Genomic DNA, 21,415 nt, shown 5'->3' on the forward strand with positions numbered 1-21,415 from the left:
GACCCAGCTCATCGACCACCTCGTCCAGGACGCGGGCGAACACCGGAAAGGCGTCATACAACTCCCGCCCCATCCCCAGCCGCTGACTGCCCTGACCGGAACAGAGGAACGCCAGCCGACCTCCGACCGCCACCCCACCCAGCCGCTCACAGCGGGCCACCGCCTCCAACCCACCCACCAGCTCGGCCCGGTCCGCACCGACCACCACCACCCGGTGCTCCAGTGCGGCGCGGGTGGTGGCCAGCGAGTATCCGACATCGACCGGGTCCAGGTCCTGTTCGGTGACATGGGCCGCCAGTCGCGCCGCCTGCTCCCGCAGCGCCTCCTCCGTACGCGCCGACACCACCCACGGCACCGCGGGAAGAGCGGCAGCAGGCTCGACCGAAGACTCCGCCGAAAGATCCGGTGCCTCCTCCAGGATCAGGTGGGCGTTGGTGCCACTGATACCGAAGGAGGAGACACCCGCCCGGCGGGGATGACCGTCGGGTTGCCAGGGCTGAGCCTGGGTGAGCAGCTGCACCGCACCCGCCGACCAGTCCACGTGCGGCGACGGCTCATCCACGTGCAACGTCCGCGGCAGCACACCATGACGCATCGCCATGACCATCTTGATCACACCCGCCACCCCGGCAGCGGCTTGGGTGTGCCCGATGTTCGACTTCAACGAGCCCAGCCACAACGGCCGACCCTCCGGCCGACCCTGCCCATACGTCGCCAACAACGCCTGCGCCTCGATCGGATCACCCAACGCCGTCCCCGTACCGTGCGCCTCCACCACATCGATGTCGGCCGGAGACAGACCCGCGTCGGCAAGTGCCTGCCGGATCACCCGCTGCTGAGACGGACCGTTCGGAGCGGTGAAACCGCTGCTGGCACCGTCCTGGTTGACCGCCGAACCCCGGATGACGGCCAGCACCCGGTGATTGTTGCGTCGCGCCTGCGACAGCCGCTCCAGGACGAGCACCCCCACCCCCTCCGACCAGCTGGTGCCGTCGGCCGACGCCGAGAACGCCTTGCACCGACCGTCGGGTGCCAAGGCGCGCTGGCGGCTGTACTCGACGAACATCCTGGGCGTGGACATCACCGTGACCCCGCCGGCCAGGGCGAGTGCGCACTCACCGCGGCGCAGCGCCTGGGCGGCCAGGTGAAGGCTCACCAGTGAGGAGGAGCAGGCCGTGTCCACCGAGACCGCCGGTCCTTCCAGACCGAAGAGGTAGGACACACGCCCGGAGACGATGCTCGCGACGCTGCCGGCGGCCAGGTACGCCTCGAGTTCTTCGGGGATGTCGGCCGCGGCGGATCCGTAGTCGCAGTACATGACGCCGCCGAACACGCCTGTGCTGCTGCCGCGCAGCGTCGCGGGGTCGAGACCGGCGTGTTCCAGTGCTTCCCAGCAGGTTTCCAGAAGGAGCCGTTGCTGGGGGTCCATGGCCTGGGCCTCACGCGGTGAGATGCCGAAGAACTCGGCGTCGAAGTCCGTGACGCCGTCGAGGAACCCGGCCTCGCGGACGTAGCTGTGCCCGGTGCTGTCGGGATCAGGATCGTAGAGCCCTTCGACGTCCCAGCCGCGGTCGCCGGGGAAGGGTCCGATGCCGTCCTCGCCCGCGGAGACCAGTCGCCACAGGTCGTCCGGGGTGGTGATCCCTCCGGGGAGACGGCAGCTCATGCCGACGACGGCGATCGGCTCGTGCTCCCTTCCCTCGGTTTCGCGCAGACGCCGGCGGGCCTCGCGCAGATCCGCGGTGGTCCGCTTGAGGTAATCGAGAAGTTTCTCTTCGTTCGACATCCCTGCACCCGCCTGCTCGACATTTCCGGGAATTAGGCGTCACCCTTCACCGATGTGCGGACGTCACCGGCGGAGCGGGAATTCCCTTGTTCAGTTCCGGACCCGCTTCCGCGACCATCGGCGTCGCTGTCACTGTCACTACTGCTGCTGCTGTCACTGTCGCTGTTCGTTTTCATTGCTCTGTTCGTGCGTCGGACGAGCGCATTCATACGGCAGCCGTTTCACATTCCGGTTCTCGTCGGTCCGACGGCCCATCGGATGATGTCGCAGACCCCTGAGATCTCCTCGGCGCCGATGACCGATCCGGTCGGGAGTGACAGGACCCGCTCGGAGAGCCCTTCGGTGTGGGGCAGGGGCAGTGGCGCGTGGACCTCGGGACGGCTGCGGTAGGGCTCGTGCCGGTGGCAGCCGGGGTGGAAGTAACGGCGGGAGCGGACGTTGTGGCGTTCCAGGATCTCGTGGACGCCGTCCCGGTGGATGCCCGCGGCCGTCTCGTCGATCTCGACGACGACGTACTGGTGGTTGGCGCGCTCCCCCGGCGCCTGCCGGCGGACGCTGACGCCCGGCAGACCCTCGAGGCCCCGCTCGTACCTGTCGTGGTTGAGGGAGTTGTACGCCATGAGAGCGTCCATGTTCTCCAGCGAGGTGAGCCCCATGGCCGCGCTCGCCTCGCCCATCTTGGCGTTGGTTCCGTGGGACTGGACGAGGCCGTCCTCCCCGATGCCGAAGTTGCGCATGGCCCGTGCGCGGGCGGCGATCCCGGGGTCGTCGGTGACCAGTGCACCGCCCTCGAAGCTGTTGATGAACTTGGTGGCGTGGAAACTGAACACCTCGACGGAGCCGAATCCGCCGACAGGCCTACCGTGGTAGGTGCTGCCGAGGCCGTGCGCGGCGTCGAACATCAGAGGCAGGCCGGCCGCGGCGGCGATGTCCGTCAGTTCGTCGACGGCACAGGGCCGTCCGAACACGTGCACGCCGAGGATGCCGCCGGTCGCCGGTCCGATCAGTTCCTTGACCAGTGCCGGGGAGAGGTTGGCGGTCTCCTCGTCCACGTCGCAGAAGACCGGGGTGACACCGATCCAGCTGAGCGCGTGCGGGGTGGCGACCCAGGTGAAGGCGGGGACGATGACCTCCGTCCCCGGCTCGACGCCACAGGCCCGCGCGGCCAGTTGCAGGGCGACGGTGCCGTTGCACGTGGCAACGCAGTGAGCGGTGCCGGCCAGGGCCGCCACCGTCTCCTCCAGTTCCAGGACCAGCGGACCGTTGCTGAGCCAGCGTCGGTCCAGCGCGGTGTCGATTCTCTCCTGGAGGCGCTTGCGGTCGCCTATATTGGGGCGGCCGACATGCAGTGGTTCCGGGAATCGCGGTAGTTCGGACACGCGTCGAGCGTAAATAGGGGAACGCGGACGGATAACCCCTATGCCGAACGAGCCCACCCCTACCGTGCCGGGTTCGCAGGGGGTGTCTCCCCTAGTCCGCCCTCTTCGCCCCCTATTCCGGGCCGTGAACAGGCACAGGGGCGACCGACCTGCATCATTCCTCTTTAAACGCCGATCGGCAATTACTACGCTGGCCGCGGTCAGCCACATTTTCCCAGAGTGTCACAAAGGGGTCCCCCATGGCCGATCCGTTTTCCGCACCGCCGTCGCTGAAACCGCCCGACCAGCAGACCGCGGGCAGAATAGCCACGTGGATCGCCGAGTCGACGCTGTCGGACGAGGGAGTGGTCACCAGCACGGAGGAGTTCCACCGGTGGTTCGCCGAGCGACGGCGCCGGAACATGGCGCACGTGAGCAAGGTCCCGCTGAACGATCTGTCCGGCTGGCGGACCGAGCCGGACACCGGGAACCTGGTGCACGACACGGGGCGGTTCTTCACGGTGGAGGGCGTGGAGACACAGGTGGTGTCCGACGGGCTGCCGCAGACCTGGAGCCAGCCGATGATCCACCAGCCGGAGATCGGGATCCTGGGTTTCCTCGCTCGGGAGTTCGGCGGTGTCCTGCACTTCCTCATGCAGGCGAAGAATGAGCCGGGCAACCACAACGGTGTGCAGCTGTCGCCGTCCGTGCAGGCCACCCGGAGCAACTACACACGGGTGCACCGGGGCAATGCGGTGCCGTACGTGGAACACTTCCAGCAGACCGAGGGGCACCGGGTGCTGGCCGACGTGCTCCAGTCGGAGCAGGGATCCTGGTTCTACCAGAAGCGCAACCGCAACGTGGTGGTGGAGCTGGAGGACGACGTCGAGGTCGGGGAGAACTTCTGCTGGCTGACGCTGGGCCAGATCCACCGTCTGCTGGCCACCGACGACGTCATCAACATGGACTCCAGGACGGTGCTGGCCTGTCTGCCCTTCGTCGGTGCCAGCCTCGCGACGGCCTTTCCGCTGTCCGACGACCTGCGTTCGGCGGTCACGCGGTCGTGCAGTGACGAGCAGGGCAGTCTGCACTCCACGGCGCGGATCCGCAGCTGGCTGACCGAGATGCGTGCCGAGACCGAGGTGCGCACCCGCCGGGTGCCGCTGCGCAAGGTGGCCGACTGGCAGCGTTCGGAGTTCGACATCGCGCACGAGGACGGCCGGTTCTTCCGGGTCGTCGGCGTCGATGTGCGGGTCGGGAGCCGGGAGGTGCGCCAGTGGTCGCAGCCGATGATCGAGCCGTGCGGTCCCGGGGTGGTGGCCTTCCTGGTCACCCAGTTGGACGGGGTGCTGCACGTCCTCGTCAACGCGCGGGTCCAGGGCGGGCTGGTGGACGGGATCGAGCTGGCGCCCACGGTGCAGTGCACGCCGTCGAACTACCTGCCGGGTCCGCGGCCGGCACAGCTGCGGTTCCTGGAGACGGTGCTCAACGCCGACAGGGACCGGATCCGGTTCGACAGCCTCCAGTCGGAGGAGGGCGGCCGTTTCTATCACGCGCGCAACCGCTATCTGATCGTGGAACTGGATGCCGACCATCGCGTCGAGGACGACTGCTTCCGCTGGGTCGCCCTGCATCAGCTCGCCGAGTTCCTGCGGCACAGCCACTACGTCAACATCGAGGCCCGTAGCCTGATCGCCTGTCTGTACAGCCTGATCGGGTCGAGCGAGGAGGTGCGGTGAGATGACCGTCATGCCGTACGCCCGGCTGGGCAGGACCGCGCTGCGGATCTCCCGGTTGGGTCTGGGCACGCTCAATCTGGGAGTGCGCACCACCAAGGACGAGGCGTTCGCCCTGATGGACGACGCCCTGGACCGGGGCATCAACGTCTTCGACACCGCCGACCAGTACGGCTGGCAGGTCCACAGGGGCTTCACGGAGGAGCTGATCGGCGAGTGGTTCGCCCGGGGCGGCGAGCGGCGCGAGCGGGTGGTGCTCGGCACCAAGGTGTTCAACCCGATGACCGACCGGGTCAACGACCAGGGGCTTTCGGCCCGTCACATCATCGCCGCCTGCGAGAACTCGCTGCGGCGGCTGCGCACCGACTGGATCGATCTGTACCAGATGCACCATGTGGACCGGGCGGCCCCCTGGGAGGAGGTCTGGCAGGCCATGGAGGTGCTGGTGCAGCAGGGCAAGATCCGTTACGTCGGCTCGTCCAACTTCGCGGGCTGGCATCTGGCCGCGGCGCAGGAGGCGGCCCGTCGGCGGCACTTCCTGGGTGTGGTGTCGGAGCAGTGCGTCTACAACCTGGTGACGCGCCAGGTGGAGCTGGAGGTGATCCCGGCCGCGCAGGCGTACGGGATCGGGGTGCTGGTCTGGTCGCCGCTGCACGGCGGGTTGCTGAGCGGCGCGCTGCGCAAACTGCAGGAGGGCAGCGCGGTCAAGACGGCGCAGGGCCGCGCCATGACGGCCCTGGAGACCTGGCGGGAGGCGATCGGCCGCTACGAGAAGCTGTGCGAGCGACAGGGGCTGGATCCGTCCGAGGTGGCGCTCGCCTGGCTGCTCGGTCGTCCCGGGGTGACCTCGGTGGTGATCGGTCCGCGCACCGCCGGGCAGCTGGACGGGGCGTGCCGGGCACTGGAGCTCACCCTGGACGAGGAACTGCTGGGTGGTCTGGAAGAGTTGTTCCCGCCGGTCGGCAACGGCGGGCCCGCTCCGGAGGCATGGGCGTGGTGAGCCGGGTACTGGTCACCGGAGGGGCCGGGTTCATCGGTTCGCACTACGTGAGGACGCTGGTGGCCGGCGGCTATCCGGCGTGGGCGGGGGCCGCCGTCACCGTTCTCGACAAGCTCACCTACTCGGGGAACATGGACAACCTGGCACCGGCCGAGGGCGGTTTTCGCTTCGTGCACGGCGACATCTGCGACACCGAACTGCTCGCCGAGGTGGTGCCGGGCCACGACGTGGTGATTAACTTCGCCGCGGAGACGCATGTGGACCGTTCCATCGCCTCGTCGGGTGCCTTCGCACGGACCAATGTGATGGGTGCGCACCGGCTGGCGCTGGCCTGTCTGGACGCGGATGTCCCGCAGTTCGTCCAGGTGTCCACGGACGAGGTCTACGGCAGTGTGGCGGAGGGTTCGTGGCGGGAGGACGCCCCCGTCTCGCCCAACTCCCCCTATGCGGCCGCCAAGGCGGGCGGTGATCTGCTGGCGCTGGCCTGTGCGCGCACGCACGGTCTCGACGTACGGGTCACCCGGTGCGGCAACAACTACGGCCCGTACCAGTTTCCCGAAAAGGTGATTCCGCTCTTCGTCACCCGTCTTCTGGAGCGACGCAGAGTTCCGCTGTACGGAGACGGGATGAACACCCGGGACTGGATCCATGTGGACGACCACTGTCGGGGCATCCAGCTGGTGGCGGAGCGCGGCGCGGCGGGCGAGACCTATCACATCTCGGGGGACACGGAGCTGACCAACCTCTCGCTCACCGAGCGGCTGCTGCACGCCCTCGGTCTGGGGCCGGAGATGATCGAATGGGTTGCCGACCGCAAGGGCCATGACCGGCGTTACTCCCTGAACGGCGACAGGCTGCGGGCCCTGGGCTTCCGCCCCATGACGGATTTCGACGAAGGGCTGGAGGCCACGATCCGCTGGTACGTGGACAACCCGGGCTGGTGGAAACCGCTGCTGGCGCATCCGCGCTGAGGGCTGTCCGACCACTCCCGTCATCTCCCGTCCCGCGCGAAGGCCTGGCGCACCGGTTTCTCGTCCGCACCACACCGGATGGGCAGGTACCGCTTCCGCGCCGCATCAGGAATTGCGTGATCCACCCATTCAGGAGCCACTCGTTCCGCACGGGCAGGGAATGACATGTTCCATTCTTCGGGAACGGCAATTTCTCAGGAAGATCACTCGCCCCATGAAAGCGTTCCGGCCGGTCCAGCACCAGATCGCGCAGTCGTGTCCGGAAATTAACCCATGAGTAACGTGCAAAGATTCCGGACGCCCCTGACCTCCGGGGGCGCGCTCCGGCGCGCGCGCATCTCCCGGCGGTGCCGTCCCACAGGTTTCTGAGTACCCAACGAAGGCTTGGAGTACGGGGAATCAGGGGCGTAGGGTCTGGGTACTGAGGCCCTACGGACAGGGCGTGCGGCTGACCGGTGAGGCAACCGTGCGATGTAGTTGCGCCTGTGACTCCGCTTGAGTCCTCGCCGACGTCGCGGCCATGGCCGTCGGTGTCCTTTCGCCATCCATCACAGAATTCACATGCGCCACAGCGACGTCTTCGCGTCATGAAGAATCGACTCAGCACACCGACCAGAATCGAGGCACTCCCGGGATCATCACAGAACGGGGGCAGGGAGAGGCATGTTTCTGATCGAGCGCACACAAGCGCTTTCACATCTACAGGATCTTCTTCAGGCTGCACAGGACAACAGAGGAAGCACTGCGGTGATCACTGGACCGGTCGCCGTGGGAAAAACCGAACTGGCGCATTCCCTGGTTCAGATCGCGGAAAAAGAACTGGGGGCAGTGGCACTCAACGCCCGGGCGCTCACCGCCGGAGGTCCCGACCAGGCGGGGATCTTCGAGCAGCTCGCCGAAGGGCTCGAATCGGCACACGGAAGGGCTACGGACCCGGGTTTCCCCGACGTGAACGCAGCGCCGGCGGAACGCACCTACCGCCAGATCGCGGAGGACATCGCCCGCTTCTCCCGCAGGACGCCGCTCCTGGTCGTCGTGGACGACCTGCAGCACGGCGATCCCGAATCACTGGCCGGTGTCCTGCACCTGGTCCGGCTCGCCCGGACCGCCCGGATCATGGTGGTACTGGTGCTTCCGGACTGCTCGCGCCTGGACATTCCGCTCTTCCACGCCGAGCTGTTGCGCGAACCGCACTGCACCCGGTTCCCGCTCTCGCCGCTGTCCTCCGCGGGAGTGCTGGAAGTGGTGGCCCGGAACCTGGACCCCGGCACCGCGGAGCGCACCGCCGAGGACTACCACCGTTTCAGCGGCGGCAATCCCCTGGTGCTGCGCGCGCTCATCGAGGAGTCGCGCGGCACCGGGTCCGGAGCGGCGGAGGACCATGGACGACCGGAGGAGGGCAGGGTGCAGGCCGGGCAGATCTCGGCGTTGGCCGTCCTGACCTCCCTGCACCGCAGCGGCCCGGAGGCGGTGGAGGTGGCACGGGGCATCGCGTTACTCGGCCCGGTGGCCTCGGTGGAGATGCTGGCGCTGCTCCTCGGCTCCAGCACCGACCTCGTCGCCTACCGGGTCAGGTCACTGCAGGACGCCGGGATCCTGCACGAGATGCGGTTCCGTCACCCGGGAGCCTCCGAAATGGTGCTGGGAGACCCCGAGTTCGACCAGCTGCAAGCCACTCACTACCAGGTGGCCGTGCTGTTGCAGGCCGAGGGGTTCAGTCCGTCGCGGGTGGCCCGGCACCTCGTGGCCGCCGGGACCACCACCGGGAGGTGGGCCGCCTCGGTGCTGCGGGAGTCGGCACAGGAGGCGATCGGCCAGAACGACTGGGCCTTTGCCGCCGTGTGCCTGGAGCTGGCCATGCGCGGACCGCTCGACGAGGAAGAGAAGGGCCTGGTTGTCACCGAGCTGATCAGGGTCCAGTGGCGGCTGAACCCGGCCCGGGTCATCAAGTACCTGCCCCAGTGCTACGAGTTGCAGCGCAGGGGGATGATCCCGGACCGCGACCTCGTCACCCTGACGGGGATCTTCCTGTGGCACGGCCGCGCCGAGGAGGCGGCGACCATGCTGGCCGACGCGGCCGGCCGGACCACCGACCCGGCCGACCGCGCCGAACTCCACTGCTTCCTGAGCTGGGCGACGATCAGCTATCCGGAGCTGCGTGCGCGGATGGCAGAGGCGGACGACTCGCTGTTCGACCGGCTCTCCGAGGCGGCCGATCCGGGCTCCCTGCGCCTGCAGGGGGCGTTGCACGCGACGTTCGGCGGGCAGGACCGCAGCGATGTCGGCACGCTCAGCAAGTCCGTGCTCAGTGAGCGGGTCACCCGCAACGAGGCGGTTGCGACCGTGCTCCAGGTGCTGGCCTACGCCGACGAGCTGGAGCTGGCGGAGGAGTGGGACCGCCGGGTCATGGCGGACACGGCGGAGCCGGGGCTGAGCAGTTCGCGCGGTGTCCACCACGCGATCCGGGCGGAGATCATGCGCCGCAGAGGGGAACTCTCCGCCGCCGAATGGCACGCGGAGACGGCCCTGAAGCACATGGCGCCACGGGCCTGGGGAGTGGCTCTCGGCCTGCCACTGGCCGTGCTCGTGTCCACCCACACGGCGCGCGGCAACCTCGCCCAGGCGGACGAGTACCTGTCGTGGATCGTGCCTCAGGAGATGTCCCGCACCCTCTACGGGGTGGCCCATCTGCACGCCCGGGGCCGCTACCGGCTGGCCGCCGGGCAGCACTGGATCGCCCAGCGGGACTTCCTGTCCTGCGGGGAGCTGGTGACCCGCTGGAACATGGACGTGGCCTCGTTCGTGCCCTGGCGACTGGGGGCGGCCGAGGCCGCGCTCGCGCAGGGCGACCGGCCGGAGGCCAGGCGTCTGGTCGAGCAGCACCTGCGGCAGCCGCACGGCAGCCTCCCGCAGAGCCGTGGCGCGGCCCTGCGGGTGTACGCGGGCGCCCTGGAGGGCCATCGCAGGCTGACCGCGCTGACCGAGGCGGCCGAGCTGCTGTCCGAGGGCAGCGACTGGTACCAGCGGTTTCTGGTGCTGACGGACCTGAGCCTGGCCCACCAGGACCTCGGGGACTCCCAGCGGGCCCGTGCGACCGGTGAGCAGGCATGGCACAGCGCGATCCGCTGCGGAGCGGAGCGCCTGGCACGCACGCTGCTGCCCCGGTCCAGCACCGCCGCCTGTCCCGAGCCGACCGAGCTGCCTGCCTGGTCGGTGATCGCCTCGGCGCAGCTCAGCGAGGCAGAACTGCGGGTGGCGGAACTGGCCGCGGCCGGGGACACCAACCGGGAGGTCTCCCGGAAGCTGTTCATCACCATCAGTACGGTCGAGCAGCATCTCACGCGGGTCTACCGCAAGTTGCAGCTCTCCGGGCGGGCGGACCTGCAGCGGCGCCTGACCGGGGACAGCGCGGTGGACCCGGCGGCGAGCCGCTCCGGCTGCGACCGCCGCGTCCACGGTTCCGTAGGGGGCGGAACGGCTGATTAGGGGTGGAACCGGGTGGAGGGCGTGCATAGCCTGCGTGCGTCGCCCACCCGCGTCCCGCGGGTCGGCCCGCTTCCCAGGAACAGAGGTGATCCCCATGGCTGTGACCACCGCCCGGGGCAGGGTGCGGTTCGGGGAGTGGCAGACCTGGTACCGGGTGACCGGTGACCTGGACTCCGGCCGGCCGCCGCTCGTCGTCGCACACGGAGGGCCGGGGAGCACGCACGACTACCTGCTGGGTCTGGCCGCTCTCGCCGAGGAGGGCCGGCCGGTCGTCCATTACGACCAGCTGGGCAACGGCGGCTCCTCCCATCTGCCGGACCGGGGCGCGGACTTCTGGACGGTGTCGCTGTTCCTGGACGAACTGGACAACCTGCTGTCGGCCCTGGGCGTCTCGGACGGCTATGCGCTGCTCGGCCACTCCTGGGGCGGAATGCTGGCCGCGCGGCACGCGGCGGGCCGGCCACCGGGGCTGCGCGGGCTGGTCATCGCGAGTTCGCCGGCGTCCTATCCGCTGTGGCTGCGGGAGATGAAGGTGCTGCGCGACCGGTTGCCGCCCGGGGTCGACGACACCCTGCTGCGCCACGAGGCCGCGGGCACCACCGAGAGCCACGCCTATCTCAAGGCGATGCGCTGCTTCTACGACCGGCATGTGTGCCGGCTGAAACCCTGGCCGCGGGAGTTCATGGCGTCGTTCTACGAGATCTACAACGATCCGACCGTCTACTTCACGATGAACGGGCCGACGGAGTTCCATGTCGTCGGGACGCTGCGGGACTGGTCGGTCGTGGAGTGCTGCCCGGACATCGCCGTTCCCGTGCTGCTGACGTCGGGTCGGCACGACGAGGCGACGCCTGCCACGATGCAGCCGTTCGCGGACCTCATTCCCGACGTTCGCTGGGAGGTCTTCGAGGAGTCCAGTCACGTACCGCACATCGAGGAGCCCGAGAGGTTCCGGGCCGTGGTGTCCGGATTCCTGGACGGGCTCCTCGCCTGATGTGCGGATCAGGCCGCCCGATGTGCGGATCAGGCCGCGGGCGCGCTCAGATCGCGCAGCACCGTCCAGAGCGTCGCCGGCGTCGCGAACGTCTCCAGGGTCAGCGCGTCGTCGGCGAGCCTGTGACCGTAGGCGTTCTCCAGCGCGCCGAGCAGTTCCACCGTGCCCAGTGAGTCCAGGCCGAGGTCGCGCAGTGTCGCGTCCTCCTCCAGGATCTCCTCGGGACCGAGAAACGGCAGATACCTGCGCACGATTTCCTCGAACCGCTCATCCCACATGGTGACTCCGTAGAATTGCGAAATCCTCAAAATCCAACGCGTACATCACAGCGGGAACGCGCAGGTCCGGGCAACCCTTAACGCCCCCAGAGGCATATCCGGCTGCATAGGGGTGGCTAGGGGTCTTTCGGCAGGCCACCACGTCCTTAGTGTGCGGATTCGAAAACGGCTCTCGACGGAATTACCCGGAAACGGGGATGTCGGTGCGAACGGGAGGGAGCACATGAAGGAACGCGCGGTCCCGGGCGTCGCCACGCACGAGGCGCCGGCCGGCGGGCTGGTCCACGAACTGCTGGAGCAGGCCGTGCTGACGGCGGCGGACGCTCCCGCGGTGCGCGACTCAGGCGGGATGTGGACCTACCGGCGGCTGAGCGGGCTGAGCCGGGCGTTCGGCGCCTGGCTCGACGCCCGGGGCGTGGGCCACGGCGACCGGCTCGTGGTCCAGGCGCCCAGTCGCCGTGAACTGGTCGCGATGTTCTACGGCGCCGTCTCCCGCGGTGCCGTCCTCGTGCCGCTCAATCCGGGGATGAAGGCCTTCCACCTGCGGTCCGTGCTGGCCGACTCCGAACCCGCCCTGGTGATCGGGGCCGGTTCGAACACCGGGCGCCTGCGGGAACTTGCGGCGGTTCCGGTGCACGACCAGGCCGAGCTGTGGCCGCAGGTCGAGGCACTGGCGGACGGCGGCGTCCCGCCGCCGGCCGCCGGGGTCCGGCCGCAGGACACCGCCGTCCTCGTGTACACCTCGGGCAGCACGGCCGCGCCCAAGGCCGTGGTCTGCCCGCACGCGCAGATGACCTTCGCCTCGCGGGCCATCGACGAGGTCCTGGCGTACCGGCCGGACGACGTGGTGTTCTGCCGCTTCCCGATCTCCTGGGACTACGGGCTCTACAAGGTGCTGCTGACGTGCATCGGCCGCAGCGAACTGGTGCTGGCCGACGAGGAGTCCGATCTGTCCCTGCTGCGGCGGATGCGGGAGACACGCGCCACGGTGGTACCGATCGTCCCCTCGCTGGCCCAGATGATCGTCTCGCTGGCCCGGCGCGGTCCGGCCGGGCTGCCGCCGGTGCGGATGTTCACCAACACCGGGGCGGCCCTGCCGGCCACGACGATGCGGGCGCTGCGCGAGCTGTTCCCCGGCGCCCGGGTGGTCCGCCAGTTCGGGCAGACCGAATGCAAGCGCGTATCGATCATGCCTCCCGAGGAGGACGAGGAACGGCCGGGGTCGGTCGGGCTGCCGTTGCCCGGCACACGGGTGCTGATCCTGGACGCCGAAGGGCAGCCGCTGCCGGCCGGGGAGACCGGCGAGATCGTGGCCACCGGACCGCATGTGATGCCCGGCTACTGGCGGGTGCCCGAGCAGACCGCCCGCGCGTTCCGCGTCGACCCGGTGACCGGCCGGCCGCGGCTGCACACCGGCGACTACGGGCGGCTGGACGACGACGGCTACCTGTACTTCGAGGGCCGGCGCGACGACATGTTCAAACGCAAGGGCATCCGGATGAGCACCGTGGAGATCGAGGCCGCCGCCCTGGACGTACCGGGCGTGCAGGCGGCGGCCGCCCTCCCTCCCTCCGGCGGCACCGACCTGGTGATCGTCGTGGAGGGCGGGCCCGGGGTCGAGCCGCACGTGGTGCTGCGGGAGATGGCCGCCCGCCTGGAGCCGGCGAAGGTGCCGGCGGTGTGCCGGGTGGTCGCCGGTCTCCCCCTGACCGCCCATGGGAAGAACTCCCGCCGGGAACTGGTCGCGCTGCTTGAGGAGACCGGTCCGTGAACCGCTACGCGGAGCTCGCCGAGCGCTTCGGAACACCGCTGTACGTCTACGATCTCGACGAGGTGGAGGCCGCGCGGGCGGAGCTCTTCGAGGCCCTGCCCGAGGGCAGCCACGTCTACTACGCGCTCAAGGCCAACCCGCACCCCGACATCGCCCGTGCGGTGCGCGAGGGTGCGGGCGACGGAGCCGCCTGCCGGGCGGAGATCTCCTCCGGCGGAGAGCTGGCCGCGGCCATGGAGGCGGGCTTCGACCCGGCCGACTGCCTCTACACCGGGCCGGGCAAGACCACCGCCGAACTGGAGGACGCGCTGACCGCCGGGGTGCGGACGTTCTCCACCGACTCGGTCACCGACGTACGGCGGGTGGGCGCCGCCGCCGTGCGGCACGGCCTGGTCGCCGACTGCCTGCTGCGGGTCAACGGCGCTCAGGCCGGCGCCACCACCGGTATCCGGATGACCGGCCGCCCCTCGCAGTTCGGCTTCGACATCGAGCAGTTGCCCGAGGCGCTGCCCGAACTGCGCCGCACCGAGGGTGTCCGGCCGGCCGGGTTGCACTTCTTCCCGCTGAGCAACGCCGAGGACGAGGCCGGCCTGATCGGCGAGTTCGCGCACACGCTCGTCCAGGCCGCCACGATCGAGGAAGAGCTGGACCTGCCCCTGACCGTACTGGACCTGGGCGGCGGGTTCGCCGCGCCCTACGGGGTGCCGGGCGCCCGGAGCAGCTACCCGAAGCTGCGGGCCGAGCTCCGGTCGCTCCTGGACACCCACCTTCCGGGCTGGCGCGACGGCGCGCCGGCCGTCGCCTTCGAGTCGGGGCGGTACCTGGTGGCGTGCGCGGGCACCCTGCTGCTGGGGGTCACCAACGTCAAGGAGAGCCGGGCCCGCACCTTCGTCGTCCTGGACGGCGGTATCAACGCGTTCGGCGGCCTGTCCGGCCTGGGCCGGCTGCTGCCGGCCGCCGTGGGGCTCGACGGCGCCCCGTCCGTCACGACCGCCAGTCTGGTGGGACCGCTGTGCACGCCGGGCGACGTGCTGGGCCGGGAGGTGGACGTACCCCTGCTCCGGCCGGGTGACGTGGTCGCCGTGCCCAACGCCGGCGCCTACGGCGTCAGCGCGAGCCTGCTGGCGTTTCTGGGCAGACCCGCACCCGCCGAGGTGGTGGTGCGCGGCCGCGAGATCGTCTCGGCGTCGCGGCTGGAGTACCGGCGCTCCCCCCTGCCGACGGAGCCGACGTGGTGAACGAACCGGCGGGGCCGCCCGCCCCGCGCGGCACTGTGGTCATCAGCAGCGTCGCGTCCGACGCGCACACCTGGAACCTGGTCCTGCTGCAGCTGCTGCTGGAGGAAATGGGCTACCACGTGGTCAACCTGGGCCCGTGCGTCCCCGACGCGCTGCTGGTCGAGGAGTGCGTGCTGCGCCGGCCCACCATGGTGGTCGTCAGCAGCATCAACGGCCACGGCTACACCGACGGCCTGCGCCTGGCACCCCGGCTGCGGGCGCGGCCGGAGCTTGCCGCCACGCCCCTCGTCATCGGCGGCAAGCTCGACGTGGTCGAGGACGCCGCCGAGCGCGACCGGCAGTCCGCGGCCCTGCTGGAAGCCGGTTTCGACGCGGTGTTCGCCGACGCGCACGCCACGGACCTGTGCCGGTACCTCCGCTCCGGGGACTCCGCCGGGCAACCCTCCGGGCAGTCCGTCGGACGGGCCGCGCCGCGGACGGTGGCCGGGGCGCAGGGCACCACGCCGTGAACGGCCCGCGCCGGGCCGCCGTGCTCCCGGGCGTGGATTTCGGGGAGTTCGTCAGAGGGCGGGCCGCGGCCGGCACCCTCGTCGTCCAGCCCCGGATGGGCTTCGACCACCCGCGGAAGATGCGCGCCGGACTGTCCGCCACCAGGTCCGCCGCCGCGGTGACGGTGGGCACCGTGACCCTGGACAGCTACACCCGGCTGCGGGACGACGCGGCACTCGCCGACGCCCTGGCCCGGGGCCGCCCGCTGAACGGCTACCCGATCGTGGCCCACGATCCGGCGGTCACCGCGGCGATGCTGGCGGGGCTGCACGGCCCCGACTTCCCGGTCCAGGTCCGGCACGGGTCGGCGGTGCCGCAGGACATCTTCGAGGCGCTGGCAGCACTGGGCCTGAACGCCACCGAGGGCGGCCCGGTCTCCTACTGCCTGCCCTACGGGCGCACCCCGCTGGAGGAGTCGGTGCGCAACTGGACCCGGTGCGTGAGGCGGTTCGCGGAGCTGCGGGAGGAGGGCGCCGAGCCGCACCTGGAGACGTTCGGCGGCTGCCTGATGGGCCAGCTGTGCCCGCCCGGCCTCCTGGTGGCGGTCTCCGTGCTCGAAGCGCTGTTCTTCCAGCAGCACGGGGTACGCAGCGTCTCCCTCAGTTATGCCCAGCAGACCCATGCCGGACAGGACCGGGAGGCCGTGGCCGCGCTGCGGCGGCTGTGCGGGGAGCTGCTCCCGGCCGGGAGCTGGCACGTGGTGGTCTACGCCTACATGGGGCTGTACCCGGTCACCGCCCACGGCGCCCACCGGCTGCTGGGGGCGGCGGCCGAGCTGGCGGTGCGCTCGGGGGCCGAGCGGCTGATCGTCAAGACGGTCGCGGAGTCGCGGCAGATCCCGCCGATCGAGGAGAACGTGGCGGCGCTGGAGTTCGCCGCCGCGGTGGCGTCCCGCACCGCTCGCGACGGCCGGTCCGACACCGAGGACAGCGAGACCTACCAGGAGGCGGCGGCACTGGTCCACGCGGTGCTCGGCCTGGGCCCGGACCTCGGTCGCGCGCTGGTCCGGGCGTTCGCGCGCGGTTACCTGGACGTCCCCTACTGCGTGCACCCCGACAACCGGGGCCGCACCCGCAGCCGTCTCGACGGCGAAGGCCGGCTGCGCTGGGCGGACACGGGAGCTCTGCCGCTGGCGCGGAACGGCTCCGACAGGGTCGCCCGCGGGGTCACGTCTGCCGAACTCCATGCCGATCTGCACTACGTGCGCAGGACCTTCGACCGCGTCGACGGCGAGCGCGCGCCCCTCACCGGCGGCCCTGCCCCCGTACGGGCTCGCGAAGGTCTCCCCGGCGGATCGTCCAAGGCCGACCGGACAGAGGGCCTCTGACGGTGTGTCGGTGATAATCGGGGTATGCGGCTGTGGGTCCTGGGCGAGCTGAGGGTGCTGCGCGACGACCTGAGCCCGGTCGGGATCCGCGGGCCCAGGGTGCGCTCGCTGCTCGTCCTGCTGGCGCTGCACGCGGACCGGCCGGTCACGGTCGACACCCTGATCGACGGTCTGTACGGCAGCCGCCCGCCGGGGGACGCGCTCAACGCGCTGCACTCGCAGGTATCCCGGCTGCGCCGGGAGCTGCGCAAGGCCGACCGCCGCGAACTGGTCCGGTCGCACGCGGCCGGGTACCGGCTGGCGGTCGACCCGCAGGACGTCGACGCGCACCGCTTCGAGCGGCTGAGCGCGCACGGCAGGCGGGAGCTGGCCGCGGGTGACCACGGCCGGGCCGCCGAGCTGCTGCGCGAGGCACTGGCCCTGTGGTCCGGGCCGGCGCTCGCCGGACTGGCCGCGACGCCGTTCGCCCGCGCGCAGGCGGCGCGTCTGGACGAACTGCGGCTGGCGGCCCTGGAGGACCGGGTCGAGGCGGATCTCGCGCTGGGCAGGCACCGTGAACTGGTCGCCGAGTTGCAGCAGTCGGTCGCGGAGCATCCGCTGCGCGAGCGCCCGTACGGGCAGTTGATGCGTGCGCTCCACGGTTGCGGCCGGCGCGCCGACGCGCTGGCGGTCTTCCAGGATCTGCGCCGCGCGCTGGCCGAGGAGCTGGGCAGCGATCCGTCCGGCGACCTGCGCGCGCTCCATCTGACGGTGCTGCGCGACGACGCCCCGCCGGGGCCGGCTCCGGTCCCGGCCGCGGGCACCCGCACTCCGCTGCCGGCCCAGCTGACCAATTTCGTCGGGCGCCGGGACGAACTGGAGCGGGTGGGCCGGCTGCTGGGACCGCCCGCGCGCGGCGGCGGGGCGCGGCTGGTCACCGTGGTCGGTCCCGGCGGTACGGGCAAGACCAGGCTCGCGATCGAGGCCGCGGGCCGGGAGGCGGGCGCCACCGCGTTCGTCGACCTGAGCGGTACCCGGGACGGGGCGGGGCTGCCGCACCTGGTGCTGAACGCGCTGGGCATGCGGGAGGGCGCGCTCGTCCCCGGCGGCCGTCAGGGGCAGCCGCCGGACGTGATCGAGCGGCTCACCACCGCCCTGTCCGGCACGTCGATGCTGCTGGTGCTGGACAACTGCGAGCACGTGATCGGGGAGGCCGCCGCGCTGGTGCACCGGCTGCTGACTTCCTGTTCCCGGGTCCGGGTGCTGGCCACCAGCCGGGAGGCTCTGGGCATCACCGGCGAGACGCTGTGCCCGCTGCCGCCGCTCACCCTGCCGCCCGAGGGGGTCACCGCGCGGCGGGCGACGGAGTATCCGGCCGTCCGTCTGTTCGCCGACCGGACGGCCTCGGTCCGTCCCGGATTCCGGGTGGACGAGGGGAACGTGGCGGCCGTGGTGCGGATCTGCCGCGCCCTGGACGGGCTGCCGCTGGCGATCGAACTGGCGGCGGCCCGGGTCCGCGCGCTGCCGGTGGACGCGGTCGCCGCCCGTCTCGACGACCGGTTCCGGCTGCTGAGCCGGGGCAGCCGCACGGCCTCGCCGCGTCACCGGACGCTGCGCGCGGTGGTGGGCTGGAGCTGGGACCTGCTGGAGGAGGACGAACGGCGGCTGGCCATGCGGCTGACGGTGTTCGCGGGCGCCTTCACCCTGGAGGCGGCGGGAGCCGTGTGCGGGCTGCCGGACGCCGAGACGGTGGAGCTGCTCGCCGGGCTGGCCGACAAGTCGCTGATCGAGGACACCGGCGGGCGTTACCGGATGCTGGGCACCGTACGGGCGTTCTGCGCGGAGCGGTTGACCGAGGCGGGCGAGGAGGAGCGGCTGCTGCGTCGGCACGCGGAGTGCTTCGCCGGGCTGGCGCGGGCTGCCGAGCCCCGGCTGCGCGGCGCGGAACAGCTGAGGTGGCTGTCCCGGCTTACCGAGGAACACGCCGATCTCCAGGCCGCGCTGCGCTGGGCGGTGCGCGGTGACCAGGAGCTGGCGCTGGGCATGATCGCCGCGCTGTCGTCGTACTGGTGGCTGCGCGGACTGCGCTCGGACGGCGCCTCGGCCTCGGTCGCGCTGTTGCGGGAGATCGGTGCGGGGCCGCCGGCCGGGCTGGAGGAGGAGTACGTGCTGTGTGTGCTGAACGCGGCGGCCGGAGGCGCGGCGGACGAGACGCTCCGGGCGCATCTGGCGCGTGCCGAGAGGGTGATGGCCGAGCCGTTCTGGCCGCCCCGGTACCCCTTTCTGACCGTGCTGTGGGTGATGGGCACAGGGCTGCCGCGGCCGCTGGAGGTGTCCGGGCTCCTGGAACGCTCCGACCCCTGGTCGGGGGCGCTGGTCCGGTTGGGGCAGGGGCACATGGCACTCTTCGGCGGCGAAGTGACGGAGGCCGGGCGGCAGTTCGAGCGGTCACTGGACGAGTTCCGCTCCCAGGGGGATCGCTGGGGAACGGTGCTGTGCCTGGCCGAGCTGGCCATGCTGGCGGGCTGGCGGGGACGCCCGGAGCGGTCGCAGGCGCTGTACGACGAGGCACTGGAGCTGGCGGGGCAGCTGGGCGCGGTGGAGGACATCGCGGACCTGCTGTGCCGCAAGGGCGACGGGCTGGTGGCGGTGGGCGAGTTCGGCCGGGCGCGGGCGGCGTACGAGCAGGCGGCCGGGACCGCACGGGAGAACGGGGCGCCGCTGCGTCCCGCGGCCGTCGAGTGGGGCCTGGGCGAGATCGCCCGTCTCGGCGGTGACCCGCGGGAGGCCCGGCTGCGGTACGAGGCCGCGCTGGGGGCGTGTGCCACCGGATGGTTCGCGGCCGAGGAACTGCGGGCCCGGGTGTTCGTGGCACTGGGCCGGATCGCCGAGGCCGAGCGGGATCCGGCCCGGGCCGCCGAGTGGCACCGGCGGGCGCTGGACGTGACGATCGGCCGCAACCTGGCCGGTGCCGCGGAGGCCGTGGAGGCACTGGCCGGTGCCACGCTGCTGACCGGGGACGTGGCGCGTGCGGCGGTGCAGCTCGGTCTCGGCGCCGGCCTGCGGGGCGTCTCCCGGGCGCACGACCCGGACGTGGCGCGCATCGCCCGGCAGGCGGTCCGCCTGCTGGGCCCGGACGCCTATCGCGCAGCTCACGAACGGGGCCGGACGATGGACCGGCGGGCGGCCCTGGCCTTCCTCGGCCGTGCCCCCGGTTGACCGCGGTCGCAGCCACTCGCCGGCCGGTCCGGCCCGCGGTTCATTTTCCTGGTGCGGTCATGGCCGGCGAACCGTCGGGACCGTCCGCGACGTCCGGTCCGGCCGGATCGTCCGGGGCAGACTGACCGTCCGGGGCGGCCGGGTCGCCGTCGGACGCCTCCGCGATCACCTTGGGTACGTTGCGCAGCGCCACCAGGGCGAACACCGCGACGCAGGCGACCACCCCGGCGGCGACCAGCGCGGTGGTGTGGAAGGCGTCGATGAACGACTGCCGTGCCGCTTCCAGGACCTGGTCCGCCACCTGCGGCGACAGCGAGGCGGAGGTGAGGACCGCGGTGCTGATCGACTCCTCGACGGCCGGCACGGCATCCGCCGGCACTCCGGACGGCAGGTCCAGCCCGCGGGCGTACGCGGCGTTCAGCACGCTGCCGAGCACGGCGATGCCCAGCGCGCCGCCGACCTCCATGGAGGTCTCCGAGATGGCGGCGCCGGATCCGGCCCGTTCCTTGGGCACGGTCGCGAGGACGGTGTCGCCGGTGACCGTGAACGCCATGCCGAAGCCCAGTCCGGCCGGCACCATGGCGAGGACGAACAGCGGGTAGTTCAGCGTCAGGCCGGCCATCGTGTAGCAGCTGATGCCTGCGGCGGCCAGCCCCATCCCGAGGAAGACCACACGGGCCCGTCCGAGGACGGTGATGAGGGGTGCCGCGAGCACCCCGCCGAGTGTCGCCCCCGCCGCGCCCGGCAGCCCGGCCAGGCCGGACTTCAGCGGCGACCAGCCCAGCACCGACTGGAAGTACTGCGCGAAGATCAGCGACTGGGCGACCATCGCGAACATGGCGAACATATTGGTGCTGATGGCCCCGGAGAAGGCGATCCGGCGGAAGAGCCGCACGTCGATCAGCGGATGGCTGAGCCTGGTCTGCCGCTTCACGAAGACCGCCAGGGCGACCGCGCCGACGAGTGCCGTCACGCCCACGCCGACCTGGGCCACCCCGTCCTTCGCCGCCTCCTTGACCGCGTACACCACGGCGATGACACCGCCCACCGACAGCACCACGCTCAGCGGGTCCAGCCGGCCCGGTGAGGGATCGCGCGACTCGGGCAGGACCAGGAAGCCGGCCACGGCGATCGCCAGCAGGATCGGCAGGTTGATCAGGAAGACCGAGCCCCACCAGAAGGAGTCGAGCAGCAGCCCGCCGACGATGGGGCCCACCACGAACCCGGACGCCGACACCCCGCTCCACACGCCGATCGCCGCGGTGCGCTGCTTGGGATCGGTGAAGACGTTACGGATGATCGACAGGGTGGAGGGCATGATGGCCGCGCCGGCCACGCCGAGCAGCGTGCGCGCCACGATCAGCAGTTCGGCGCTGGGCGCGTACGCCGACAGCACCGAGGCGACCGCGAACGCGCCGGTGCCGAGCAGCAGCAGCCGTTTGCGGCCGATGCGGTCGCCGATCGAGCCCATCGTGATCAGCAGGCCCGCCACGACGAAGCCGTAGATGTCGGCGATCCACAGGATCTGTGTGGCCGAGGGTCCCAGGTCGGTGACGAGGGCGGGCACGGCCAGATGCAGCACGGTGAGGTCGACGGTCAGCAGGAGGACCGCCAGGCAGGCGATGGCCAGCGTGGCCGCCTTCTGGAAGCTCCCGACGGCGGGTGAGGATTCCATGGGACTGAGTCTCCCTAGTTGGTCTTACCGCCCACGCACCGGCCGCTT

14 protein-coding genes are annotated in these 21,415 nt (G+C 71.2%); 10 read left to right on the forward strand and 4 right to left on the reverse strand.

Translation table 11 applies throughout. The annotated features are described in order from the left end of the window. On the reverse strand, positions 1 to 1,786 hold a 1,786-nt coding region (locus FGF04_RS12470), incomplete at its 3' end, for a type I polyketide synthase (protein ID WP_149511394.1). A 221-nt stretch (positions 1,787 to 2,007) separates the two neighbouring features. Next, a complete protein-coding gene (locus tag FGF04_RS12475) occupies positions 2,008 to 3,165 on the reverse strand; it encodes a DegT/DnrJ/EryC1/StrS family aminotransferase (protein WP_235882303.1) in 1,158 nt (385 codons plus the stop codon). A 239-nt stretch (positions 3,166 to 3,404) separates the two neighbouring features. Between FGF04_RS12475 and FGF04_RS12480 the strand changes: the two genes are divergently transcribed. The 5 genes from FGF04_RS12480 (at position 3,405) to FGF04_RS12500 (ending at position 11,331) form a co-directional block, all read left to right on the forward strand. After that, the gene (locus FGF04_RS12480; RefSeq protein ID WP_149511375.1) at positions 3,405 to 4,883 is read left to right on the forward strand and encodes an NDP-hexose 2,3-dehydratase family protein; all 1,479 of its coding nucleotides are present in this window, start codon (positions 3,405 to 3,407) and stop codon (positions 4,881 to 4,883) included. A 10-nt stretch (positions 4,884 to 4,893) separates the two neighbouring features. After that, the gene (locus FGF04_RS12485; RefSeq protein ID WP_149511395.1) at positions 4,894 to 5,880 is read left to right on the forward strand and encodes an aldo/keto reductase; all 987 of its coding nucleotides are present in this window, start codon (positions 4,894 to 4,896) and stop codon (positions 5,878 to 5,880) included. Then, positions 5,868 to 6,851 carry a dTDP-glucose 4,6-dehydratase gene (gene rfbB, locus FGF04_RS12490; protein WP_149511376.1) on the forward strand — a complete coding sequence of 328 codons (984 nt, stop codon included), beginning with the start codon at positions 5,868 to 5,870 and terminating at the stop codon, positions 6,849 to 6,851. The genes FGF04_RS12485 and rfbB overlap by 13 nt, the downstream gene beginning before the upstream one ends. 663 nt (positions 6,852 to 7,514) lie before the next feature. Continuing rightward, a complete protein-coding gene (locus FGF04_RS12495) occupies positions 7,515 to 10,337 on the forward strand; it encodes an AAA family ATPase (RefSeq protein WP_149511377.1) in 2,823 nt (940 codons plus the stop codon). 94 nt (positions 10,338 to 10,431) lie between these two features. Next, entirely contained in the window at positions 10,432 to 11,331 is a 900-nt protein-coding gene (locus tag FGF04_RS12500; protein WP_149511378.1) for a proline iminopeptidase-family hydrolase, read from the forward strand. Between the two features lie 29 nt (positions 11,332 to 11,360). On the opposite strand, the gene FGF04_RS12505 is transcribed toward FGF04_RS12500, so the two are convergent. After that, positions 11,361 to 11,609, reverse strand: coding sequence for an acyl carrier protein (locus FGF04_RS12505; RefSeq protein ID WP_149511379.1), 249 nt, complete (start codon positions 11,607 to 11,609; stop codon positions 11,361 to 11,363). A gap of 223 nt (positions 11,610 to 11,832) precedes the next feature. Here FGF04_RS12505 and FGF04_RS12510 point away from each other — a divergent pair, with 223 nt between their 5' ends. The 5 genes from FGF04_RS12510 to FGF04_RS41655 are packed head-to-tail and all read left to right on the forward strand — an operon-like array spanning position 11,833 to position 19,692. After that, positions 11,833 to 13,380, forward strand: coding sequence for an AMP-binding protein (locus FGF04_RS12510; protein ID WP_149511380.1), 1,548 nt, complete (start codon positions 11,833 to 11,835; stop codon positions 13,378 to 13,380). Then, positions 13,377 to 14,618, forward strand: a complete 1,242-nt coding sequence (locus FGF04_RS12515) for a type III PLP-dependent enzyme domain-containing protein (protein ID WP_149511381.1) — start codon at positions 13,377 to 13,379, stop codon at positions 14,616 to 14,618. The genes FGF04_RS12510 and FGF04_RS12515 overlap by 4 nt, the downstream gene beginning before the upstream one ends. Beyond that, on the forward strand, positions 14,612 to 15,127 hold the full coding sequence (locus FGF04_RS12520) for a cobalamin B12-binding domain-containing protein (protein WP_149511382.1): 516 nt from the start codon (positions 14,612 to 14,614) through the stop codon (positions 15,125 to 15,127). Before FGF04_RS12515 ends, FGF04_RS12520 begins: the two co-directional genes overlap by 7 nt. Further along, a complete protein-coding gene (locus FGF04_RS12525; RefSeq protein ID WP_223146379.1) occupies positions 15,124 to 16,494 on the forward strand; it encodes a methylaspartate mutase in 1,371 nt (456 codons plus the stop codon). The genes FGF04_RS12520 and FGF04_RS12525 overlap by 4 nt, the downstream gene beginning before the upstream one ends. 24 nt (positions 16,495 to 16,518) lie before the next feature. Further along, complete coding sequence (locus FGF04_RS41655; protein ID WP_149511383.1) at positions 16,519 to 19,692, forward strand: BTAD domain-containing putative transcriptional regulator; 3,174 nt, start codon at positions 16,519 to 16,521, stop codon at positions 19,690 to 19,692. 40 nt (positions 19,693 to 19,732) lie between these two features. On the opposite strand, the gene FGF04_RS12535 is transcribed toward FGF04_RS41655, so the two are convergent. Next, on the reverse strand, positions 19,733 to 21,367 hold the full coding sequence (locus FGF04_RS12535; protein ID WP_149511384.1) for an MFS transporter: 1,635 nt from the start codon (positions 21,365 to 21,367) through the stop codon (positions 19,733 to 19,735). Positions 21,368 to 21,415 lie beyond the last annotated feature (48 nt).

The sequence above is a fragment of the Streptomyces apricus genome (assembly GCF_008369065.1).
GTDB lineage: Bacteria > Actinomycetota > Actinomycetes > Streptomycetales > Streptomycetaceae > Streptomyces > Streptomyces apricus.

Coding starts and splice junctions, on each gene's coding strand:
- FGF04_RS12480 (WP_149511375.1), top strand. CDS start 3,405: ATGGCCGATCCGTTTTCCGCACCGCCGTCGCTGAAACCGCCCGACCAG.
- FGF04_RS12485 (WP_149511395.1), top strand. CDS start 4,894: ATGCCGTACGCCCGGCTGGGCAGGACCGCGCTGCGGATCTCCCGGTTG.
- rfbB (WP_149511376.1), top strand. CDS start 5,868: ATGGGCGTGGTGAGCCGGGTACTGGTCACCGGAGGGGCCGGGTTCATC.
- FGF04_RS12495 (WP_149511377.1), top strand. CDS start 7,515: ATGTTTCTGATCGAGCGCACACAAGCGCTTTCACATCTACAGGATCTT.
- FGF04_RS12500 (WP_149511378.1), top strand. CDS start 10,432: ATGGCTGTGACCACCGCCCGGGGCAGGGTGCGGTTCGGGGAGTGGCAG.
- FGF04_RS12505 (WP_149511379.1), bottom strand. CDS start 11,609: ATGTGGGATGAGCGGTTCGAGGAAATCGTGCGCAGGTATCTGCCGTTT.
- FGF04_RS12510 (WP_149511380.1), top strand. CDS start 11,833: ATGAAGGAACGCGCGGTCCCGGGCGTCGCCACGCACGAGGCGCCGGCC.
- FGF04_RS41655 (WP_149511383.1), top strand. CDS start 16,519: ATGCGGCTGTGGGTCCTGGGCGAGCTGAGGGTGCTGCGCGACGACCTG.
- FGF04_RS12535 (WP_149511384.1), bottom strand. CDS start 21,367: ATGGAATCCTCACCCGCCGTCGGGAGCTTCCAGAAGGCGGCCACGCTG.